This window comes from Salmonella sp. SAL04202, assembly GCF_046550775.1.
GTDB classification, from domain to species: Bacteria; Pseudomonadota; Gammaproteobacteria; order Enterobacterales; family Enterobacteriaceae; genus Salmonella; species Salmonella enterica.
Genome location: NZ_JBGDXK010000002.1, coordinates 274,151 through 288,728 on the forward strand (window position 1 = coordinate 274,151; position 14,578 = coordinate 288,728).

Genomic DNA, 14,578 nt, shown 5'->3' on the forward strand with positions numbered 1-14,578 from the left:
GAATAACGTGAGGAATCTGTCATGAAAAAAATCAGCTTACCGAAAATCGGTATCCGCCCGGTGATTGATGGACGTCGTATGGGCGTACGCGAGTCGCTCGAAGAGCAAACCATGAACATGGCGAAAGCGACGGCGGCGCTCATCACTGAGAAAATCCGCCACGCCTGCGGGGCTCAGGTGGAGTGCGTCATTGCGGATACCTGTATTGCCGGAATGGCGGAATCCGCCGCCTGTGAAGAAAAATTCAGTAGCCAGAACGTGGGCGTGACCATTACCGTTACGCCGTGCTGGTGCTATGGCAGCGAAACCATTGATATGGACCCGATGCGTCCGAAAGCCATCTGGGGCTTTAACGGCACAGAGCGTCCTGGGGCAGTTTACCTTGCCGCGGCGCTGGCGGCGCACAGCCAGAAAGGCATTCCGGCGTTCTCCATTTATGGCCATGATGTGCAGGATGCCGACGATACCTCCATTCCCGCCGACGTCGAAGAAAAACTGCTGCGTTTTGCGCGGGCAGGGTTAGCGGTAGCCAGTATGAAAGGCAAAAGCTACCTCTCCGTGGGCGGCGTGTCGATGGGGATCGCGGGTTCCATTGTCGATCATAACTTCTTTGAATCCTGGCTGGGCATGAAGGTGCAAGCGGTAGATATGACCGAACTGCGCCGCCGTATCGATCAAAAAATTTATGATGAGGCCGAACTGGAGATAGCGCTGGCGTGGGCGGATAAAAACTTCCGCTACGGCGAAGATCAGAACGCCTCGCAGTATAAGCGCAATGAAGCCCAGAACCGCGCGGTGTTAAAAGAGAGCCTGCTGATGGCGATGTGTATTCGCGACATGATGCAGGGCAATAAGACGCTGGCAGACAAAGGGTTAGTTGAAGAATCGCTGGGCTACAACGCCATTGCCGCCGGCTTCCAGGGCCAGCGCCACTGGACCGATCAATACCCGAACGGCGATACCGCCGAAGCGCTGCTCAATAGCTCTTTTGACTGGAATGGCGTACGCGAACCGTTTGTCGTCGCCACCGAAAATGACAGTCTGAACGGCGTAGCGATGCTGTTCGGCCATCAACTCACTGGTACAGCGCAGATATTCGCCGACGTGCGAACCTACTGGTCGCCGGAAGCCGTAGAACGCGTCACCGGCCAGGCACTCAGCGGCCTGGCGGAACACGGCATTATTCACCTGATTAATTCCGGTTCTGCCGCTCTGGACGGTGCCTGTAAACAGCGCGACAGCGAAGGCAAGCCGACCATGAAACCACACTGGGAAATCAGCCAACAAGAGGCGGATGCGTGTCTGGCGGCCACCGAATGGTGCCCGGCGATTCACGAATACTTCCGCGGCGGCGGCTACTCATCCCGTTTCCTGACCGAAGGCGGCGTGCCATTCACCATGACCCGCGTGAATATCATTAAAGGCCTGGGACCAGTACTGCAAATCGCCGAGGGCTGGAGCGTCGAACTGCCGAAAGCGATGCACGATCAGCTTGATGCCCGCACCAACTCTACCTGGCCTACCACCTGGTTTGCGCCGCGTCTTACCGGCAAAGGCCCGTTTACCGATGTCTATTCGGTGATGGCGAACTGGGGCGCTAACCACGGCGTACTCACCATCGGCCATGTAGGGGCGGACTTTATTACTCTCGCCGCGATGCTGCGTATCCCGGTATGTATGCACAACGTGGAGGAGGCGAAGATCTACCGTCCTTCCGCCTGGGCGGCTCACGGTATGGATATCGAAGGCCAGGATTATCGCGCCTGCCAGAATTATGGCCCGCTGTATAAACGTTAATGCGGCTTAGCCCGGTGGCGCAGGCTTACCGGGCCTACGGGCGCGTGAACCGTAGGCCGGATAAGCGTAGCGCCATCGGGCGGCGTTTATGGAGTTATCTATGAAACAAGACGTCATCCTGGTTCTCGACTGCGGTGCGACTAACGTTCGGGCGATCGCCGTTGATCGCCAGGGGAAAATTGTCGCCCGCGCCTCAACCGCTAACGCCAGCGACATTGCCGCAGAAAATAGCGCCTGGCATCAGTGGTCGCTGGACGCCATCCTGCAACGTTTCGCCGACTGCTGCAGGTCACTCTCCAGCGCCCTGTCGGAGTGTGTTGTTCGCGGTATTACGGTGACTACGTTCGGCGTCGATGGCGCGCTGGTCGATGCGCAGGGTAAGCTGCTCTACCCGGTCATCAGTTGGAAATGCCCGCGAACCGCTGCCGTGATGGAAACGATTGAGCGCTTTATCTCGCCCCGGCAATTGCAGACGCTCTCCGGCGTCGGCGCGTTCAGCTTTAACACGCTGTATAAACTGGTCTGGCTTAAAGAGAATCATTCGCGCCTGCTGGAACAAGCTCACTGCTGGCTGTTTATCTCGTCGCTGATTAACCACCGTCTGACCGGCGAGTTTACGACCGATATCACTATGGCAGGCACCAGCCAGCTACTGGATATCCATCAGCGCGACTTTAGTCCGGAAATCCTGCAGGCGACGGGCCTGGCGCGCCGCCTGTTCCCGCGTATCGTGGAAGCGGGCGCCCCGATAGGCACGCTACAGACAGACGCGGCCAGGCTACTCGGTCTCCCGGCGGGTGTGCCGGTGATCTCTGCCGGACACGATACTCAGTTCGCGTTATTCGGCGCTGGCGCGCAGCAAGGTGAACCGGTGCTCTCCTCCGGAACCTGGGAGATTCTGATGGTGCGCAGCGGTCAGGTGGATACCTCGCTGCTCAGTCAGTATCCGGGCTCGACCTGTGAACTGGACAGTCAGTCGGGGCTTTATAACCCCGGAATGCAGTGGCTGGCCTCCGGCGTACTCGAATGGGTACGAAAACTGCTGTGGACGCCGGAAACGCCATGGCAAACGCTGATCGACGAAGCGCGCGCTATTCCCGCTGGCGCGGAAGGCGTGCGGATGCAGTGCGATCTACTCGCCTGCCAAAATGCAGGCTGGCAGGGCGTGACGCTCAATACCACCCGCGGCCATTTCTATCGCGCCGCGCTGGAAGGCCTGACGGCGCAACTGCAGCGTAATCTGCGCACGCTGGAGAAAATCGGTCATTTTAACGCCACAGAACTGTTACTGGTTGGCGGCGGCAGTCGCAACGCTTTGTGGAATCAAATTAAAGCGAATCAGCTTGCTCTCCCTATCAAAGTGCTGGACGATGCGGAAACCACCGTGGCCGGCGCTGCCATGTTTGGCTGGTACGGCGTAGGCGAATTTAGTAGCCCGGAGCAGGCGCGCGCGCAGGTCAATTATCAGTATCGCTATTTCTGGCCGCAAACCGAACCTGAAATTATTAAGGGAGTATGAAATGCTAAAAACCATTTCACCGTTAATTTCCCCGACACTGCTCAAAGTGCTGGCCGAGATGGGCCACGGGGACGAAATCATTTTTTCCGACGCTCACTTTCCCGCGCATAGCCTGGGCCCGCAGGTGATTCGCGCCGATGGTCTTAGCGTCAGCGATCTACTGCGGGCAATTATTCCGCTCTTTGAGCTGGATAGCTACGCCCCGCCGCTGGTGATGATGGCCGCCGTGGAAGGCGACACGCTCGACCCCAGCGTTGAAGCGCGCTATCGCGATGCCTTGTCATTAGAAGCGCCGTGCCCGGATATCGTTCGTATCGACCGCTATGCGTTTTATGAGCGGGCGCAAAAAGCGTTTGCGATCGTTATCACAGGTGAGTGCGCGAAGTACGGAAATATTCTTTTAAAAAAAGGGGTAACGCCGTAATCTCTTGCCGGTGCGCCCGCATGACGCGGGCGTTCATCGAATGATGGGGTGAGAAAAATGAAAGCGGCACGCCAACAAGCGATAGTCGATCTGCTGATCAATCATAAAAGTCTGACCACCGAAGCGCTGGCCACCCGGCTTAACGTCAGTAAAGAGACCATCCGCCGCGATCTCAGTGAACTACAGACGCAGGGAAAAGTGCTGCGTAATCACGGACGAGCTAAATATATTCATCGTGAAAATCAGGACAGCGGCGATCCATTCCATATCCGCCTGAAAAGCCATTATGCGCACAAAGCCGATATTGCCCGTGAAGCGTTAGCGTGGATAGAAGAAGGAATGACGATTGCGCTGGATGCCAGTTCAACCTGCTGGTATCTGGCCCGCCAGTTGCCGGATATTCCCATTCAGGTTTTTACCAATAGCCATCCTATCTGTCAGGAGCTGGGAAAACGCGAACGCATTGCGCTGATAAGTTCCGGCGGCCAGCTTGAACGTAAATATGGCTGTTATGTTAATCCGTCGCTTATCTCACAGCTAAAATCGCTTGATATCGATCTGTTCATCTTTTCCTGTGAGGGGATCGACGGCGGCGGCGATCTGTGGGACTCCAATGCGATCAACGCCGATTTTAAATCTATCCTGCTCAGGCGCGCCTCGCAGTCTTTATTATTGATTGATAAAAGTAAATTTAATCGTTCAGGAGAGGCGCGCATCGGCCATCTGGATGACGTGACGCATATTGTTTCAGATGCGCCGCAATCGTAGACCGGATAAGCGTGCGTCATCCGGCGCTGATGACGCGCCGGACGACGGCAACGCGTTTTTATCGCTCGTCGCGACGTCCGCCAACAGCCGCCCACAACCGACGCACGTGTACCGTCACTTCTTCGCGATCGTGATAAAGCTGACGCGCCTGGATCTGCGCATTAACGCCATGCTCATCCAACTGCGCCTGAAGATACGCCAGGTTATGCGACACCTCTTCATAGCGTTTTTTCATCGGCAGTTTAAGGTTAAAAATCGTCTCCCGACACCAGCCGTTCACCAGCCACTGCGCCATTAACGCGGTGACTTTGGCCGGCTTCTCCACCATATCGCAGACCATCCATGAAATATTATTCCGGTTCGGACGGTACCTGAAGCCATCCTCACGCAACCAGGTCACCTGTCCGGTGTCCATCAGGCTTTGCGCCATCGGGCCGTTATCTACGGAGTAAACCCACATATTGCGCTTCACTAACTGGTACGTCCATCCGCCGGGACAGGCGCCCAAATCCACCGCATACATGCCGTTCGCCAGACGTTCATCCCACTCATCTTCCGGGATGAAAACGTGGAGCGCCTCTTCCAGTTTCAGCGTTGAGCGGCTCGGCGCATCAGACGGAAACTTCAAACGCGGGATGCCCATATAAAACGGTGAATTGTTATGCGCGAACGAATAACCGGTATAGCAACATCCTGGCGCGATAAAAAAGACATGAACGACCGGACGCTTCGGCGTTTCATAATTCGTCAATACGCCCGCATCACGCAAAGCCGCGCGCAGCGGCACCGTAAATTTGCGGCAGAACTTCATCAGTTCTTTACTTTCATTGGTGTCGGCGACTTCAACCCGCAGCTCGCCGCCCTTTTCCACTACGCCCTGCAACATGCCGACAATCGGCGTAATTCTGTCTTCCGGCGGTAAATGTTGCAGCAGTTCCCCCACCACAAACCACTGGCGGGCGAAAATCAACGAACTGAACGGCAGTTCTGAAATCAGCTTTTCGCCATCTTCCGGCTGGTAGCATTCATAAATGACATAGCCTGCGTTCTCTTTTACGCGTGCAAAACCAAATATTTCCCGTTTTCCCGCTTTATCGGTAATTTCTGCAGCGCACTCTTTTTCAAACCCCGGACGGCAGAGCAATACAACTTTATTCATGGCTCGCGCCCTTACGTTTCATACGAATGGCGCCAATCAGCAATAGCGCCCAGCCCACCAGGAAACTGACGCCGCCGACAGGCGTGATATACGCCCACAGGCGCAGATGCGAAAGCGCAAGGCAGTACAGACTGCCGCTAAACAGCACCGTGCCCAGCGCCAGAAAAACGCTGCTCCAGTAAAACCAGATGCTGATACGGCGCTGCATCGCCACCGCCAGGCCAAAGATCGCCAGCGTATGGAACGCCTGATATTGCAGGCCGGTCTGAATCCAGCCCATTTCAACCACGCCCAGGGTTTTACTCAAAACATGCGCCCCGAACGCGCCCAGAGCAACGTAAATAAAACCGCTGATAGCGGCGACAATCAGCATAAAACGGCTGGTCATGGTCATACCCTAAGTTAATTATTGTTCGTAACGAAAACGGAATTTTTCTTGCTCCGTCGCCGCCTTCGCCAAAATCCACTGACGGAAGGCGGCTATTTTACCCAGTTCTGCCTGGCTGTCATGACAAACCAGATAAAAAGCATTCTTACTCACCAGAACATCGTTAAATGGACACACCAGTCGCCCGGCTTCAATTTCCGACTGCGCCATAACATTATTCGCCAGCGCGATCCCCTGTCCGTGAATAGCGGCCTGTAGCACCATCGCGCTGTGGCTAAATATCGGCCCTTGCTGAACGTTAATATGGTTGAGCCCTAACTGACGAGTATAGGCCTGCCAGTCACGCCGGGAGGCGTCGTGCAATAGCGTGTGTTTCGCCAGATCTTCCGGCGTTTTTAACGGTTTTTCGCCTGTGAGTAATAAAGGAGAACAGACGGGCAGTAAATATTCTGCGTATAATTTTTCGACGCGCAAGCCCGGCCAGTTTCCCCGGCCATAAAAAATCGCGACATCGACATCGTCTGCCAGTTTATCTTCCTGACGGTCAACGGCTTGTATCCGAACGTCAATTCCCGGATAAGCTGAGTTAAAGCTGGAGAGCCTGGGCACCAGCCACTGGATGGCAAAACTGGGTGGTAAACTCACCGTCAGCGCCCCTTTAGCACTGCGCGCCTGGAGCTTACGCGTTGCTTCCGTGAGCTGGGAAAATATCTCTTTAATGTCGAGAAAATAGCTTTGGCCTTCTTCCGTCAGCAGCAGCGAACGATTGCGGCGGCGGAACAGTTTTAGCCCCAAAAAATCCTCAAGTGACTTAATTTGGTGGCTTACTGCGGCCTGCGTCACAAAAAGTTCTTCCGCTGCTCGCGTAAAGCTCAAATGGCGCGCGGCAGCATCAAAAACGCGTAACGCATTTAAAGGAGGTAATCGTTTTGACATGGCCTCTGGACTTAATGTCGAATGAATTTAACAAATAGGTAACAACATGTAACCTATTAGTTTTTTTAATCTGAGACATTATAAATTGTCCGTTGAGGTTCTACCAGCAAATACCTATAGTGGCGGCACTTCCTGAGCCGGAACGAAAAGTTTTATCGGAATGCGTGTTCTGATGGGCTTTTGGCTTACGGTTGTGATGTTGTGTTGTTGTGTTTGCAATTGGTCTGCGATTCAGACCACGGTAGCGAGACTACCCTTTTTCACTTCCTGTACATTTACCCTGTCTGTCCATAGTGATTAATGTAGCACCGCCATATTGCGGTGCTTTTTTTTGTATAACAAACGGTTAGTTTTCCAGAGCCACCATCTCTTTCACGTCAGTACGATTGATCTGCTGTTTGTTGCCATTAGCGTCTTTATACGAAATCATACCGGTATCGTTATCGGTCTGGGGTTTACCGTCGGTCACAATGCTACGTCCATCATTGGTGTGCATAACGTAATTAGGACCGGAACAGGCGCTCAGGGCAAAAGTCAGCATACATGCAGAGATAATTGCGGCAGTCTTTTTCATCTTCTTCTCCTTAAAGCTGTTTGTGCTATTTAAAGCGGACTCCGTAACAGGCTTAAACATTCGCCTAACATTATTCAGCATAACCTCCTTTACATAATTCGCCAGGATATACAGACGATTCCGATGGTTAGGACAAACCTTGTATCAGCCGCGCTTTTACGCCACGATCGGTAAACTGAACCGAGGAATATCATGAACGCTTTTAATCCCACGCAGTTTCGCGCGCAGTTTCCCGCGCTAGCCGATGCGGGTGTTTATCTCGATAGCGCCGCCACGGCATTAAAGCCACAGGCAGTCATTGACGCCACGCACCAGTTTTATTGTTTGAGCGCCGGTAACGTTCATCGTAGCCAGTTTGCGCAGGCGCAGCGCCTGACGGCGCAATATGAAGCGGCCAGAGCAAAAGCGGCGCGACTGTTAAACGCGCCCGATGAAAAAAGTATCGTCTGGACACGCGGCACCACCGAAGCGATCAACATGGTGGCGCAGTGTTACGCCCGTCCTCGTCTGCGCCCCGGCGATGAAATTATCGTTAGCGTCGCCGAGCATCACGCCAACCTTGTGCCCTGGCTAATGGTGGCGCAACAAACCGGCGCGCAGGTCATAAAACTGCCGCTTAATGACCGGCGTCTTCCTGATGTTGAGCGTCTGCCGGAACTGATCACGTCGCGCAGCCGCATTCTGGCGCTGGGGCAAATGTCGAACGTAACGGGCGGCTGCCCGGATCTCGCAAGCGCTATCAGCGCCGCTCACGCGGCGGGAATGGTCGTGATGGTAGATGGCGCGCAAGGCGCGGTACACTTCCCGGCGGATGTTCAGCAGCTTGATATCGATTTTTATGCTTTTTCCGCTCACAAACTGTATGGCCCGACCGGTATCGGCGTGCTGTACGGTAAGCCGGAGCTTCTTGAGGCGATGTCGCCCTGGCTCGGCGGCGGCAAGATGCTCCGTGACGTTAGCTTTGAAGGCTTCACCACTCAAAGCGCTCCCTGGAAGCTGGAAGCGGGGACGCCGAACGTCGCCGGGGTCATCGGCCTGAGCGCTGCGCTGGAATGGCTGTCCGATATCGATATTGAACAGGCCGAAAACTGGAGCCGGGGGCTGGCGACGCTGGCGGAAGACGCACTGGCGAAACGTCCGGGCTTTCGTTCGTTCCGCTGCCAGGACTCCAGCCTGCTGGCCTTTGATTTTGTCGGCGTGCACCACGGCGATATGGTGACACTGCTGGCGGAATACGGTATTGCGCTCCGGGCCGGGCAACATTGCGCCCAGCCATTGCTGGCGGAACTTGGCGTCACAGGGACTCTGCGCGCCTCTTTTGCGCCGTATAATACCCAACATGATGTGGATGCGTTGGTTAACGCCGTTGACCGCGCGCTGGAACTGCTGGTGGATTAATGACAAACCCTCTTTATACCGGACACCCGTTCGGCACAACGGTAACGGAAGAGACGTTACGCGCTATCTTTCTCCCGCTGATCCAGTGGGAGGATAAATATCGTCAGTTGATTCTGTTAGGAAAACAGCTCCCCGCTCTGCCGGATGAATGCAAAGCGCAGGCGAAGGAGATAGCCGGCTGCGAGAACCGCGTCTGGCTGGGCTTTACCCGATCAGATAACGGAACGATGCACTTTTTCGGCGACAGTGAGGGGCGGATTGTCCGTGGCCTGCTGGCGGTATTGCTCACCGCGGTGGAAGGAAAAAACGCCGCCGAATTACAGGCTCGTTCACCGCTGGCGCTGTTTGATGAGCTGGGTTTACGCGCCCAGCTTAGCGCCTCACGTAGTCAGGGGCTGAACGCGCTGAGCGAAGCGATTGTTGCCGCAACGCATAAGGGTTGAAATAGCGTAAATATTCTGTCGCCTGACAGCGCCGCCCGCAGCGGTCAGGCGATGCAGATAAAATAATCCAGTCACTTTATTAGTTTCGGCGTCAGATTTCCCTGATAAACATTCTTTTGATTTTTATCAGCTATCACAATGAAATTACAATGTTAGAATCCATGTTAAAACGGCGTGAAGATTTTAGAGTAAATAAAGCCACTCGATGTAGCGTAGCAGGAGAACTGGAAAATTCATACGCATCGGGTGAAGTTATAACAGGATATGGATAAGTGGAAAAATATCTGCGTAGCGGTACCATGTTTGTGGTACTGGCATTTATATTATGGGGGTTAACACCTTTATATTATCAATATTTATCAGGGGGAAATCTCGCACAAATATTGATATACCGGGTGTTCTGGTCAATTCCATTATTACTGGCAGTAAGATTGTTATTTCGGCAGCGAACGCGATTTCATGATGCCTGGAAAGATAAAAAATCTTTTTTCTTCTGCATGATCGCCGGACTTTTGATGATTGTCTCATGGTCATCTTTTATTTATGCGCTAACCCATCATCTGGTGCTTGATGCCAGCCTCGGCTATTTTATCAACCCGCTATTTGTTATTGCGCTGGGATGCATTTTTCTTAAAGAAAAACTGTCGTTGTTTCAGGCCATCGCCGTTTTTTCTGGTGTCTGTGGCCTGACTTTTCAAATTATCATGCTACGGCATTTCCCGGCGCTGGCGCTAACCATGGGATTATCATTTGCGCTATATGGCCTGGCGCGAAAGTTTATACATTATGATGTGATGACATCGATAACGATTGAAACATTATGGGCATTGCCTGTCTCACTATTAATTTTTCTCTTTAGCGATAGCGGACCAATTATATCCGCTAATACTCCTTTCTTTTTGTATGTCATGACGGCGCCAGTGACGATCATTCCACTGGTATTATTTGCCATCGCGTTAAATCACACCTCGTTGATTGTCACCGGACTGGCGCAATATATAGAGCCGTCTTTACAGTTCTTACTTGCCATTATGATATTTGGCGAGCACATTAATTACGCGGAACTGCTCTGCTTTTGTGCGGTATGGTTCGGGTTGTTTTTATGCATATCTGAAAATTTATATTCCCATTATCTCCGCGCCCGTCTGAAATCGGTGTTCGGCAGGGTACAGCGCTTCTTTCGCTAACGAAGGGCGCAGGGCCGGATACGCGTCTGCGTGACACTCCGCCCCGTCCTTTTATTCTTGTCGCGCCGCTTTAGCCATGATCTTCTTCAGCGCATGGGAAACGGCGACAAAACCGAACGTTGCCGTCACCATCGTCGCCGCGCCGAAGCCAGAGGCGCAATCCATCCGTTTTGGCCCTTCTGCGGTAGCTTTCATCGCGCATACGGAACCGTCCGCCTGTGGGTAAACCAGCGCTTCAGTGGAAAAAACGCAGTCCACGCCCAGCTTACCTTTACTGTTCTTCACTACGCCAAAATTATGTTTCAATCTCTCACGCAGTTTTGCCGCCAGCGGATCCTGTATGGTTTTCGCCAAATCAGCGACCTGGATTTGCGTCGGATCGATCTGCCCGCCCGCGCCGCCAGTGGTCACTAAAGGAACCTTATATCGGCGACAGTACGCAATCAGAGCGGCTTTTGGACGAACGCTGTCAATGGCGTCAATGACATAGGTAAAACCCGCGTCCATATAACCCGCCACATTATCCGGCGTGATGAAATCATCGATAACCGTTACCCGGCACTCCGGGTTAATTTGCCGAATCCGTTCGGCCATCACTTCCGCTTTCGCCAACCCGACGTTATCACGCAACGCATGGATCTGACGGTTCGTATTGGTCACGCAGACATCGTCCATATCAATCAGCGTAATCGCACCGATGCCCGTACGCGCCAGCGCCTCTGCCGCCCATGATCCCACCCCGCCGATTCCCACGACGCAGATATGCGCCTCAGCAAACCGCTGCAGCGCTTTTTCACCGTACAGACGCGCGGTGCCGCCAAAGCGTTGGCGCCAGGCATCACTTATCACCACTGACATATGACCTCAGAATAAAAAAAGGTGAGGTTATTCCTCACCCCTGCTCACTATTTTCAGGCCCGATAGCGATCGCGTTATCGGGCAATCCGGTTGTCGCAGAATACCACAATCAGCCGCTAAACACGTTACCGGCGCCCGGCGCGCTTTTTAACACCCAGACGCGACCATAGTGATTATACCATCCGGCACGATGCCCGGCATCCGGGCCGATCCCCTGGTAAATATCAAAGTGCTGGCCTTTAATCGCTCCGCCGACATCCAGCGCGACCATCAAACGTAGCTCATACTGACCGCTAAATTTACCGTTGTTATCCAGCAACGGTACTTCCGCCAACAAGGTCGTGCCAGGCGGAATGATGCTGCGGTCGGAGGCGACGGATGCTCGCCCAATCAGCGGTACGGCGCTGGCGCCTTTGACCGGCGCAAAAGATTGCGGCTTAAAGAAGACGAACGACGGGTTCTGCTCCAGTAATTCACGCACTTCCGCTTCGCTGTGCTTCTCTCCCCATTCGCGTATAGCCTGCATCGACATATCTTCTTTTTTTACTTCACCGCGATCGATAAGCACTTTACCAATACTGCGATAAGGCCAGCCGTTTTTACCGGCATAACTAAAGAAGTTCAGCGGACTACCATCACCGAAATCAATATAACCGCTGCCCTGGACATCCATAATAAAGTTATCCATCAGCGAATTACTCCAGGCCAGGATGTACTTATCGCTCAGCGCGCCTGCGTAGATCTGAGCGCGGGACGGTAAGCGTCCGCGTTTTGGCGGCATACTATAGATAGGATACTGGAACGCGCCCTGGCGCGTATGGCGAGCCTGAACGACGGGCGTATAGTAGCCCGTGAACTGGACGTTACCGTAGTTGTCGGTGCCTTCCATCTGCCAGGCATCGATACCAAACTGACGCATAGTGCGCGTATCGCCTCCGGAACGTAACCAGTTCTGGACAGCGTTATAGACGTTGCTTTGATTGGTGTATAAACGCGGCGACGCGGAACGGATCTGGTTGACCTGCTCGGCAAAGTCACCAGCATTAATCGGCGCGCCCACCGCGTCCGGCTGGTTTACCAGGGAGAAGGGCTGGGTAAATTTCCCGTCCTTATATTGCTGACCGCGATCGGTCGGTTTTGATGAACAGGCAGCCAGCATTGCCAGCATTACGCCTGTCGCCACATATTTTGCCCAACGTCCTTTCATGGTGTCTCGTCTTCTGCGTAATCGAAAGTGCCCGGTGAAGATAACAAACCGTCCGAAGTAATGAAATGCGATCGCGATCTCATTATGTAAATTCGTTTAAAAATCGCGCTATCTGCGGTGTATTTGCGCAATTCATGAGAAATTAGCGATTTATATGAAAAAAGGGTTGCAACAAAAGCTCAGCGGAGTATAGTGCGCATCCACGGACGCGGGGTGGAGCAGCCTGGTAGCTCGTCGGGCTCATAACCCGAAGGTCGTCGGTTCAAATCCGGCCCCCGCAACCAATTACAATGAGAATGCAAGTTTAGACGGACGCGGGGTGGAGCAGCCTGGTAGCTCGTCGGGCTCATAACCCGAAGGTCGTCGGTTCAAATCCGGCCCCCGCAACCAACTTAATGAACACCCTTACGGGTGTTTTTTTGTATCTGTCGTCTGGTCCGCAACGACAGTGCGGGCAGCATCCTTCTTACCCGCGCAATAAACTCGCCGTCATCTCAGGTTAACTTCTTCTCGCCAGCGTCGCCCCATCGGCAAAATACGCTTTAATGCCCGCCAGAATCGACTCTGCGACCTGTTGCTGGAACGTCGCGGTCTTGAGCTTGCGTTCTTCTTCAATGTTACTGATAAACGCCGTCTCGACCAGAATAGATGGAATATCGGGCGCCTTTAACACCGCAAACCCCGCCTGCTCGACCTTGTTTTTATGCAGGTCATTAATTTTACCAAGCTGCTTCAACACCGCTTTACCGAATTTCAAACTATCGGCAATGGTCAGCGATTGCACCATATCGAACATCGTATGGTCGACATAACGGTCACCGCTTTTGCTCACGCCGCCAATTAAGTCCGAGGCGTTCTGCGTTTGCGCCAGATATTTCGCTGCGGTACTGGTGGCGCCTTTGGTCGATAGCGCGAATACGGATGAACCGCTAGGCTGCCGGCTGGTGAAGGCATCCGCATGAATAGAGACAAACAGGTCGGCGCGCTGTTTCTGCGCTTTCGCCACCCGGACTTTTAACGGAATGAAGATGTCTTCATTGCGCGTCATATAGACCTTCATGTTGCCTTCTTTTTCGATCAACGCGCGCAGGCGGCGGGCTATCTGGAGCACCACGTCTTTTTCACGCGTTTTGTATTTGCCTATCGCGCCGGGGTCTTCGCCGCCGTGTCCCGGATCAAGCATAATGACAATGGGACGATCGCGCCCCGCTTTACCGGGCTGCGGCCCGCTTTGCGAAGGCGGCACCTGCTTATCCAGATCGCCTTTATTGTAGTCTTCCAGCAGCGCCAGCAGCGGATCCTGCATATCCTGCGCATTGGCAGGATAAAGATCCATCACCAGACGTTCTTTAAAGCCTGCCACAGGCGCCAGCGCAAATAGCTGCGGCTTCACGTTTTGTTTTAGCTCAAAGACCATACGCACAGTCTTAGGATCAAACTGCCCTACCCTTGCGGATTTGATATACGGATCGTCGCTGCGAATCTGCGCGCCAATGCCTTTAAGCACCGAGTTCAGATTCACATCCTCAATATCTACCACCACGCGGTCCGGGTTACTTAAGGCAAATTGTTTATATTTCAGCAGACGATTCGACTCTACCGTGACGCGGGTATAGCTGGACGCAGGCCAGATACGCACCGCAACGACCTGGCTTACGGCAGCCAGCCCGACCTGGCTCACGCTTAATAGCCACATGGCGCCCGCGCCTTGTAGTAAACGGCGACGGCTGATTGCTGAATTGGCTCCCGACATGCTTCTCCCGAGCAAAAACTAAATAGAGATCATACAAAGTTCATCCAAATTGACCGGAAACTTTAGCGAATGACGCATAATCTGTCATCTATAAAAGGGTAAACATTCTTTTTATATTCACGGCATTACTAAGAAAAGCGATCGGACCGCATAAAATTTACGCTTGC

At 53.4% G+C, this 14,578-nt stretch carries 14 protein-coding genes and 2 tRNA genes; 9 read left to right on the top strand and 7 right to left on the bottom strand.

Annotation, left to right across the window (positions count from 1 at the left end):
• Positions 1-21: 21 nt before the first annotated feature.
• The 4 genes from fucI (at position 22) to fucR (ending at position 4,508) form a co-directional block, all read left to right on the top strand.
• Entirely contained in the window at positions 22-1,797 is a 1,776-nt protein-coding gene (fucI, locus tag ACLJQJ_RS11580) for an L-fucose isomerase (protein WP_023204017.1), read from the top strand.
• A 100-nt stretch (positions 1,798-1,897) separates the two neighbouring features.
• Complete coding sequence (gene fucK, locus ACLJQJ_RS11585; RefSeq protein WP_063808802.1) at positions 1,898-3,316, top strand: L-fuculokinase; 1,419 nt, start codon at positions 1,898-1,900, stop codon at positions 3,314-3,316.
• A gap of 1 nt (position 3,317) precedes the next feature.
• A complete protein-coding gene (fucU, locus tag ACLJQJ_RS11590; protein ID WP_000920848.1) occupies positions 3,318-3,740 on the top strand; it encodes an L-fucose mutarotase in 423 nt (140 codons plus the stop codon).
• Positions 3,741-3,797: 57 nt separating this feature from the next.
• Positions 3,798-4,508, top strand: coding sequence for an L-fucose operon activator (fucR, locus tag ACLJQJ_RS11595; protein ID WP_000642330.1), 711 nt, complete (start codon positions 3,798-3,800; stop codon positions 4,506-4,508).
• 58 nt (positions 4,509-4,566) lie between these two features.
• On the opposite strand, the gene rlmM is transcribed toward fucR, so the two are convergent.
• From rlmM to ACLJQJ_RS11615, 4 genes are all read right to left on the bottom strand, one after another.
• A complete protein-coding gene (rlmM, locus tag ACLJQJ_RS11600) occupies positions 4,567-5,667 on the bottom strand; it encodes a 23S rRNA (cytidine(2498)-2'-O)-methyltransferase RlmM (RefSeq protein ID WP_001045494.1) in 1,101 nt (366 codons plus the stop codon).
• On the bottom strand, positions 5,660-6,055 hold the full coding sequence (locus ACLJQJ_RS11605; protein ID WP_000203913.1) for a DUF423 domain-containing protein: 396 nt from the start codon (positions 6,053-6,055) through the stop codon (positions 5,660-5,662). Before ACLJQJ_RS11605 ends, rlmM begins: the two co-directional genes overlap by 8 nt.
• 18 nt (positions 6,056-6,073) lie before the next feature.
• Positions 6,074-6,991, bottom strand: a complete 918-nt coding sequence (gene gcvA / locus ACLJQJ_RS11610; protein ID WP_000044409.1) for a glycine cleavage system transcriptional regulator GcvA — start codon at positions 6,989-6,991, stop codon at positions 6,074-6,076.
• A gap of 346 nt (positions 6,992-7,337) precedes the next feature.
• Entirely contained in the window at positions 7,338-7,565 is a 228-nt protein-coding gene (locus tag ACLJQJ_RS11615) for a YgdI/YgdR family lipoprotein (protein WP_000750393.1), read from the bottom strand.
• Positions 7,566-7,757: 192 nt separating this feature from the next.
• On the opposite strand from ACLJQJ_RS11615, the gene csdA reads away from it, so the two are divergent.
• The 3 genes from csdA (at position 7,758) to rarD (ending at position 10,593) form a co-directional block, all read left to right on the top strand.
• Positions 7,758-8,963, top strand: a complete 1,206-nt coding sequence (gene csdA / locus ACLJQJ_RS11620; protein ID WP_050067876.1) for a cysteine desulfurase CsdA — start codon at positions 7,758-7,760, stop codon at positions 8,961-8,963.
• On the top strand, positions 8,963-9,406 hold the full coding sequence (gene csdE, locus ACLJQJ_RS11625; RefSeq protein WP_063808803.1) for a cysteine desulfurase sulfur acceptor subunit CsdE: 444 nt from the start codon (positions 8,963-8,965) through the stop codon (positions 9,404-9,406). Before csdA ends, csdE begins: the two co-directional genes overlap by 1 nt.
• Before the next feature lie 299 nt (positions 9,407-9,705).
• Positions 9,706-10,593 carry an EamA family transporter RarD gene (rarD, locus tag ACLJQJ_RS11630; protein ID WP_077950933.1) on the top strand — a complete coding sequence of 296 codons (888 nt, stop codon included), beginning with the start codon at positions 9,706-9,708 and terminating at the stop codon, positions 10,591-10,593.
• Positions 10,594-10,644: 51 nt separating this feature from the next.
• On the opposite strand, the gene tcdA is transcribed toward rarD, so the two are convergent.
• Positions 10,645-11,451 carry a tRNA cyclic N6-threonylcarbamoyladenosine(37) synthase TcdA gene (gene tcdA, locus ACLJQJ_RS11635; protein WP_000117742.1) on the bottom strand — a complete coding sequence of 269 codons (807 nt, stop codon included), beginning with the start codon at positions 11,449-11,451 and terminating at the stop codon, positions 10,645-10,647.
• A 109-nt stretch (positions 11,452-11,560) separates the two neighbouring features.
• Complete coding sequence (gene mltA / locus ACLJQJ_RS11640; protein ID WP_000678626.1) at positions 11,561-12,658, bottom strand: murein transglycosylase A; 1,098 nt, start codon at positions 12,656-12,658, stop codon at positions 11,561-11,563.
• Between the two features lie 207 nt (positions 12,659-12,865).
• Between mltA and ACLJQJ_RS11645 the strand changes: the two genes are divergently transcribed.
• Positions 12,866-12,942, top strand: a tRNA-Met gene (locus ACLJQJ_RS11645).
• 29 nt (positions 12,943-12,971) lie between these two features.
• A tRNA-Met gene (locus ACLJQJ_RS11650) sits at positions 12,972-13,048 on the top strand.
• A gap of 109 nt (positions 13,049-13,157) precedes the next feature.
• On the opposite strand, the gene amiC is transcribed toward ACLJQJ_RS11650, so the two are convergent.
• A complete protein-coding gene (amiC, locus tag ACLJQJ_RS11655) occupies positions 13,158-14,411 on the bottom strand; it encodes an N-acetylmuramoyl-L-alanine amidase AmiC (RefSeq protein ID WP_000011919.1) in 1,254 nt (417 codons plus the stop codon).
• Positions 14,412-14,578: the final 167 nt, after the last annotated feature.

Bases quoted from the DNA above. Each gene is read 5' to 3' on its own strand.
- fucI (WP_023204017.1), top strand. From the start codon at position 22: ATGAAAAAAATCAGCTTACCGAAAATCGGTATCCGCCCGGTGATTGAT.
- fucK (WP_063808802.1), top strand. From the start codon at position 1,898: ATGAAACAAGACGTCATCCTGGTTCTCGACTGCGGTGCGACTAACGTT.
- fucU (WP_000920848.1), top strand. From the start codon at position 3,318: ATGCTAAAAACCATTTCACCGTTAATTTCCCCGACACTGCTCAAAGTG.
- fucR (WP_000642330.1), top strand. From the start codon at position 3,798: ATGAAAGCGGCACGCCAACAAGCGATAGTCGATCTGCTGATCAATCAT.
- rlmM (WP_001045494.1), bottom strand. From the start codon at position 5,667: ATGAATAAAGTTGTATTGCTCTGCCGTCCGGGGTTTGAAAAAGAGTGC.
- ACLJQJ_RS11605 (WP_000203913.1), bottom strand. From the start codon at position 6,055: ATGACCAGCCGTTTTATGCTGATTGTCGCCGCTATCAGCGGTTTTATT.
- gcvA (WP_000044409.1), bottom strand. From the start codon at position 6,991: ATGTCAAAACGATTACCTCCTTTAAATGCGTTACGCGTTTTTGATGCT.
- ACLJQJ_RS11615 (WP_000750393.1), bottom strand. From the start codon at position 7,565: ATGAAAAAGACTGCCGCAATTATCTCTGCATGTATGCTGACTTTTGCC.
- csdA (WP_050067876.1), top strand. From the start codon at position 7,758: ATGAACGCTTTTAATCCCACGCAGTTTCGCGCGCAGTTTCCCGCGCTA.
- csdE (WP_063808803.1), top strand. From the start codon at position 8,963: ATGACAAACCCTCTTTATACCGGACACCCGTTCGGCACAACGGTAACG.
- rarD (WP_077950933.1), top strand. From the start codon at position 9,706: ATGTTTGTGGTACTGGCATTTATATTATGGGGGTTAACACCTTTATAT.
- tcdA (WP_000117742.1), bottom strand. From the start codon at position 11,451: ATGTCAGTGGTGATAAGTGATGCCTGGCGCCAACGCTTTGGCGGCACC.
- mltA (WP_000678626.1), bottom strand. From the start codon at position 12,658: ATGAAAGGACGTTGGGCAAAATATGTGGCGACAGGCGTAATGCTGGCA.
- amiC (WP_000011919.1), bottom strand. From the start codon at position 14,411: ATGTCGGGAGCCAATTCAGCAATCAGCCGTCGCCGTTTACTACAAGGC.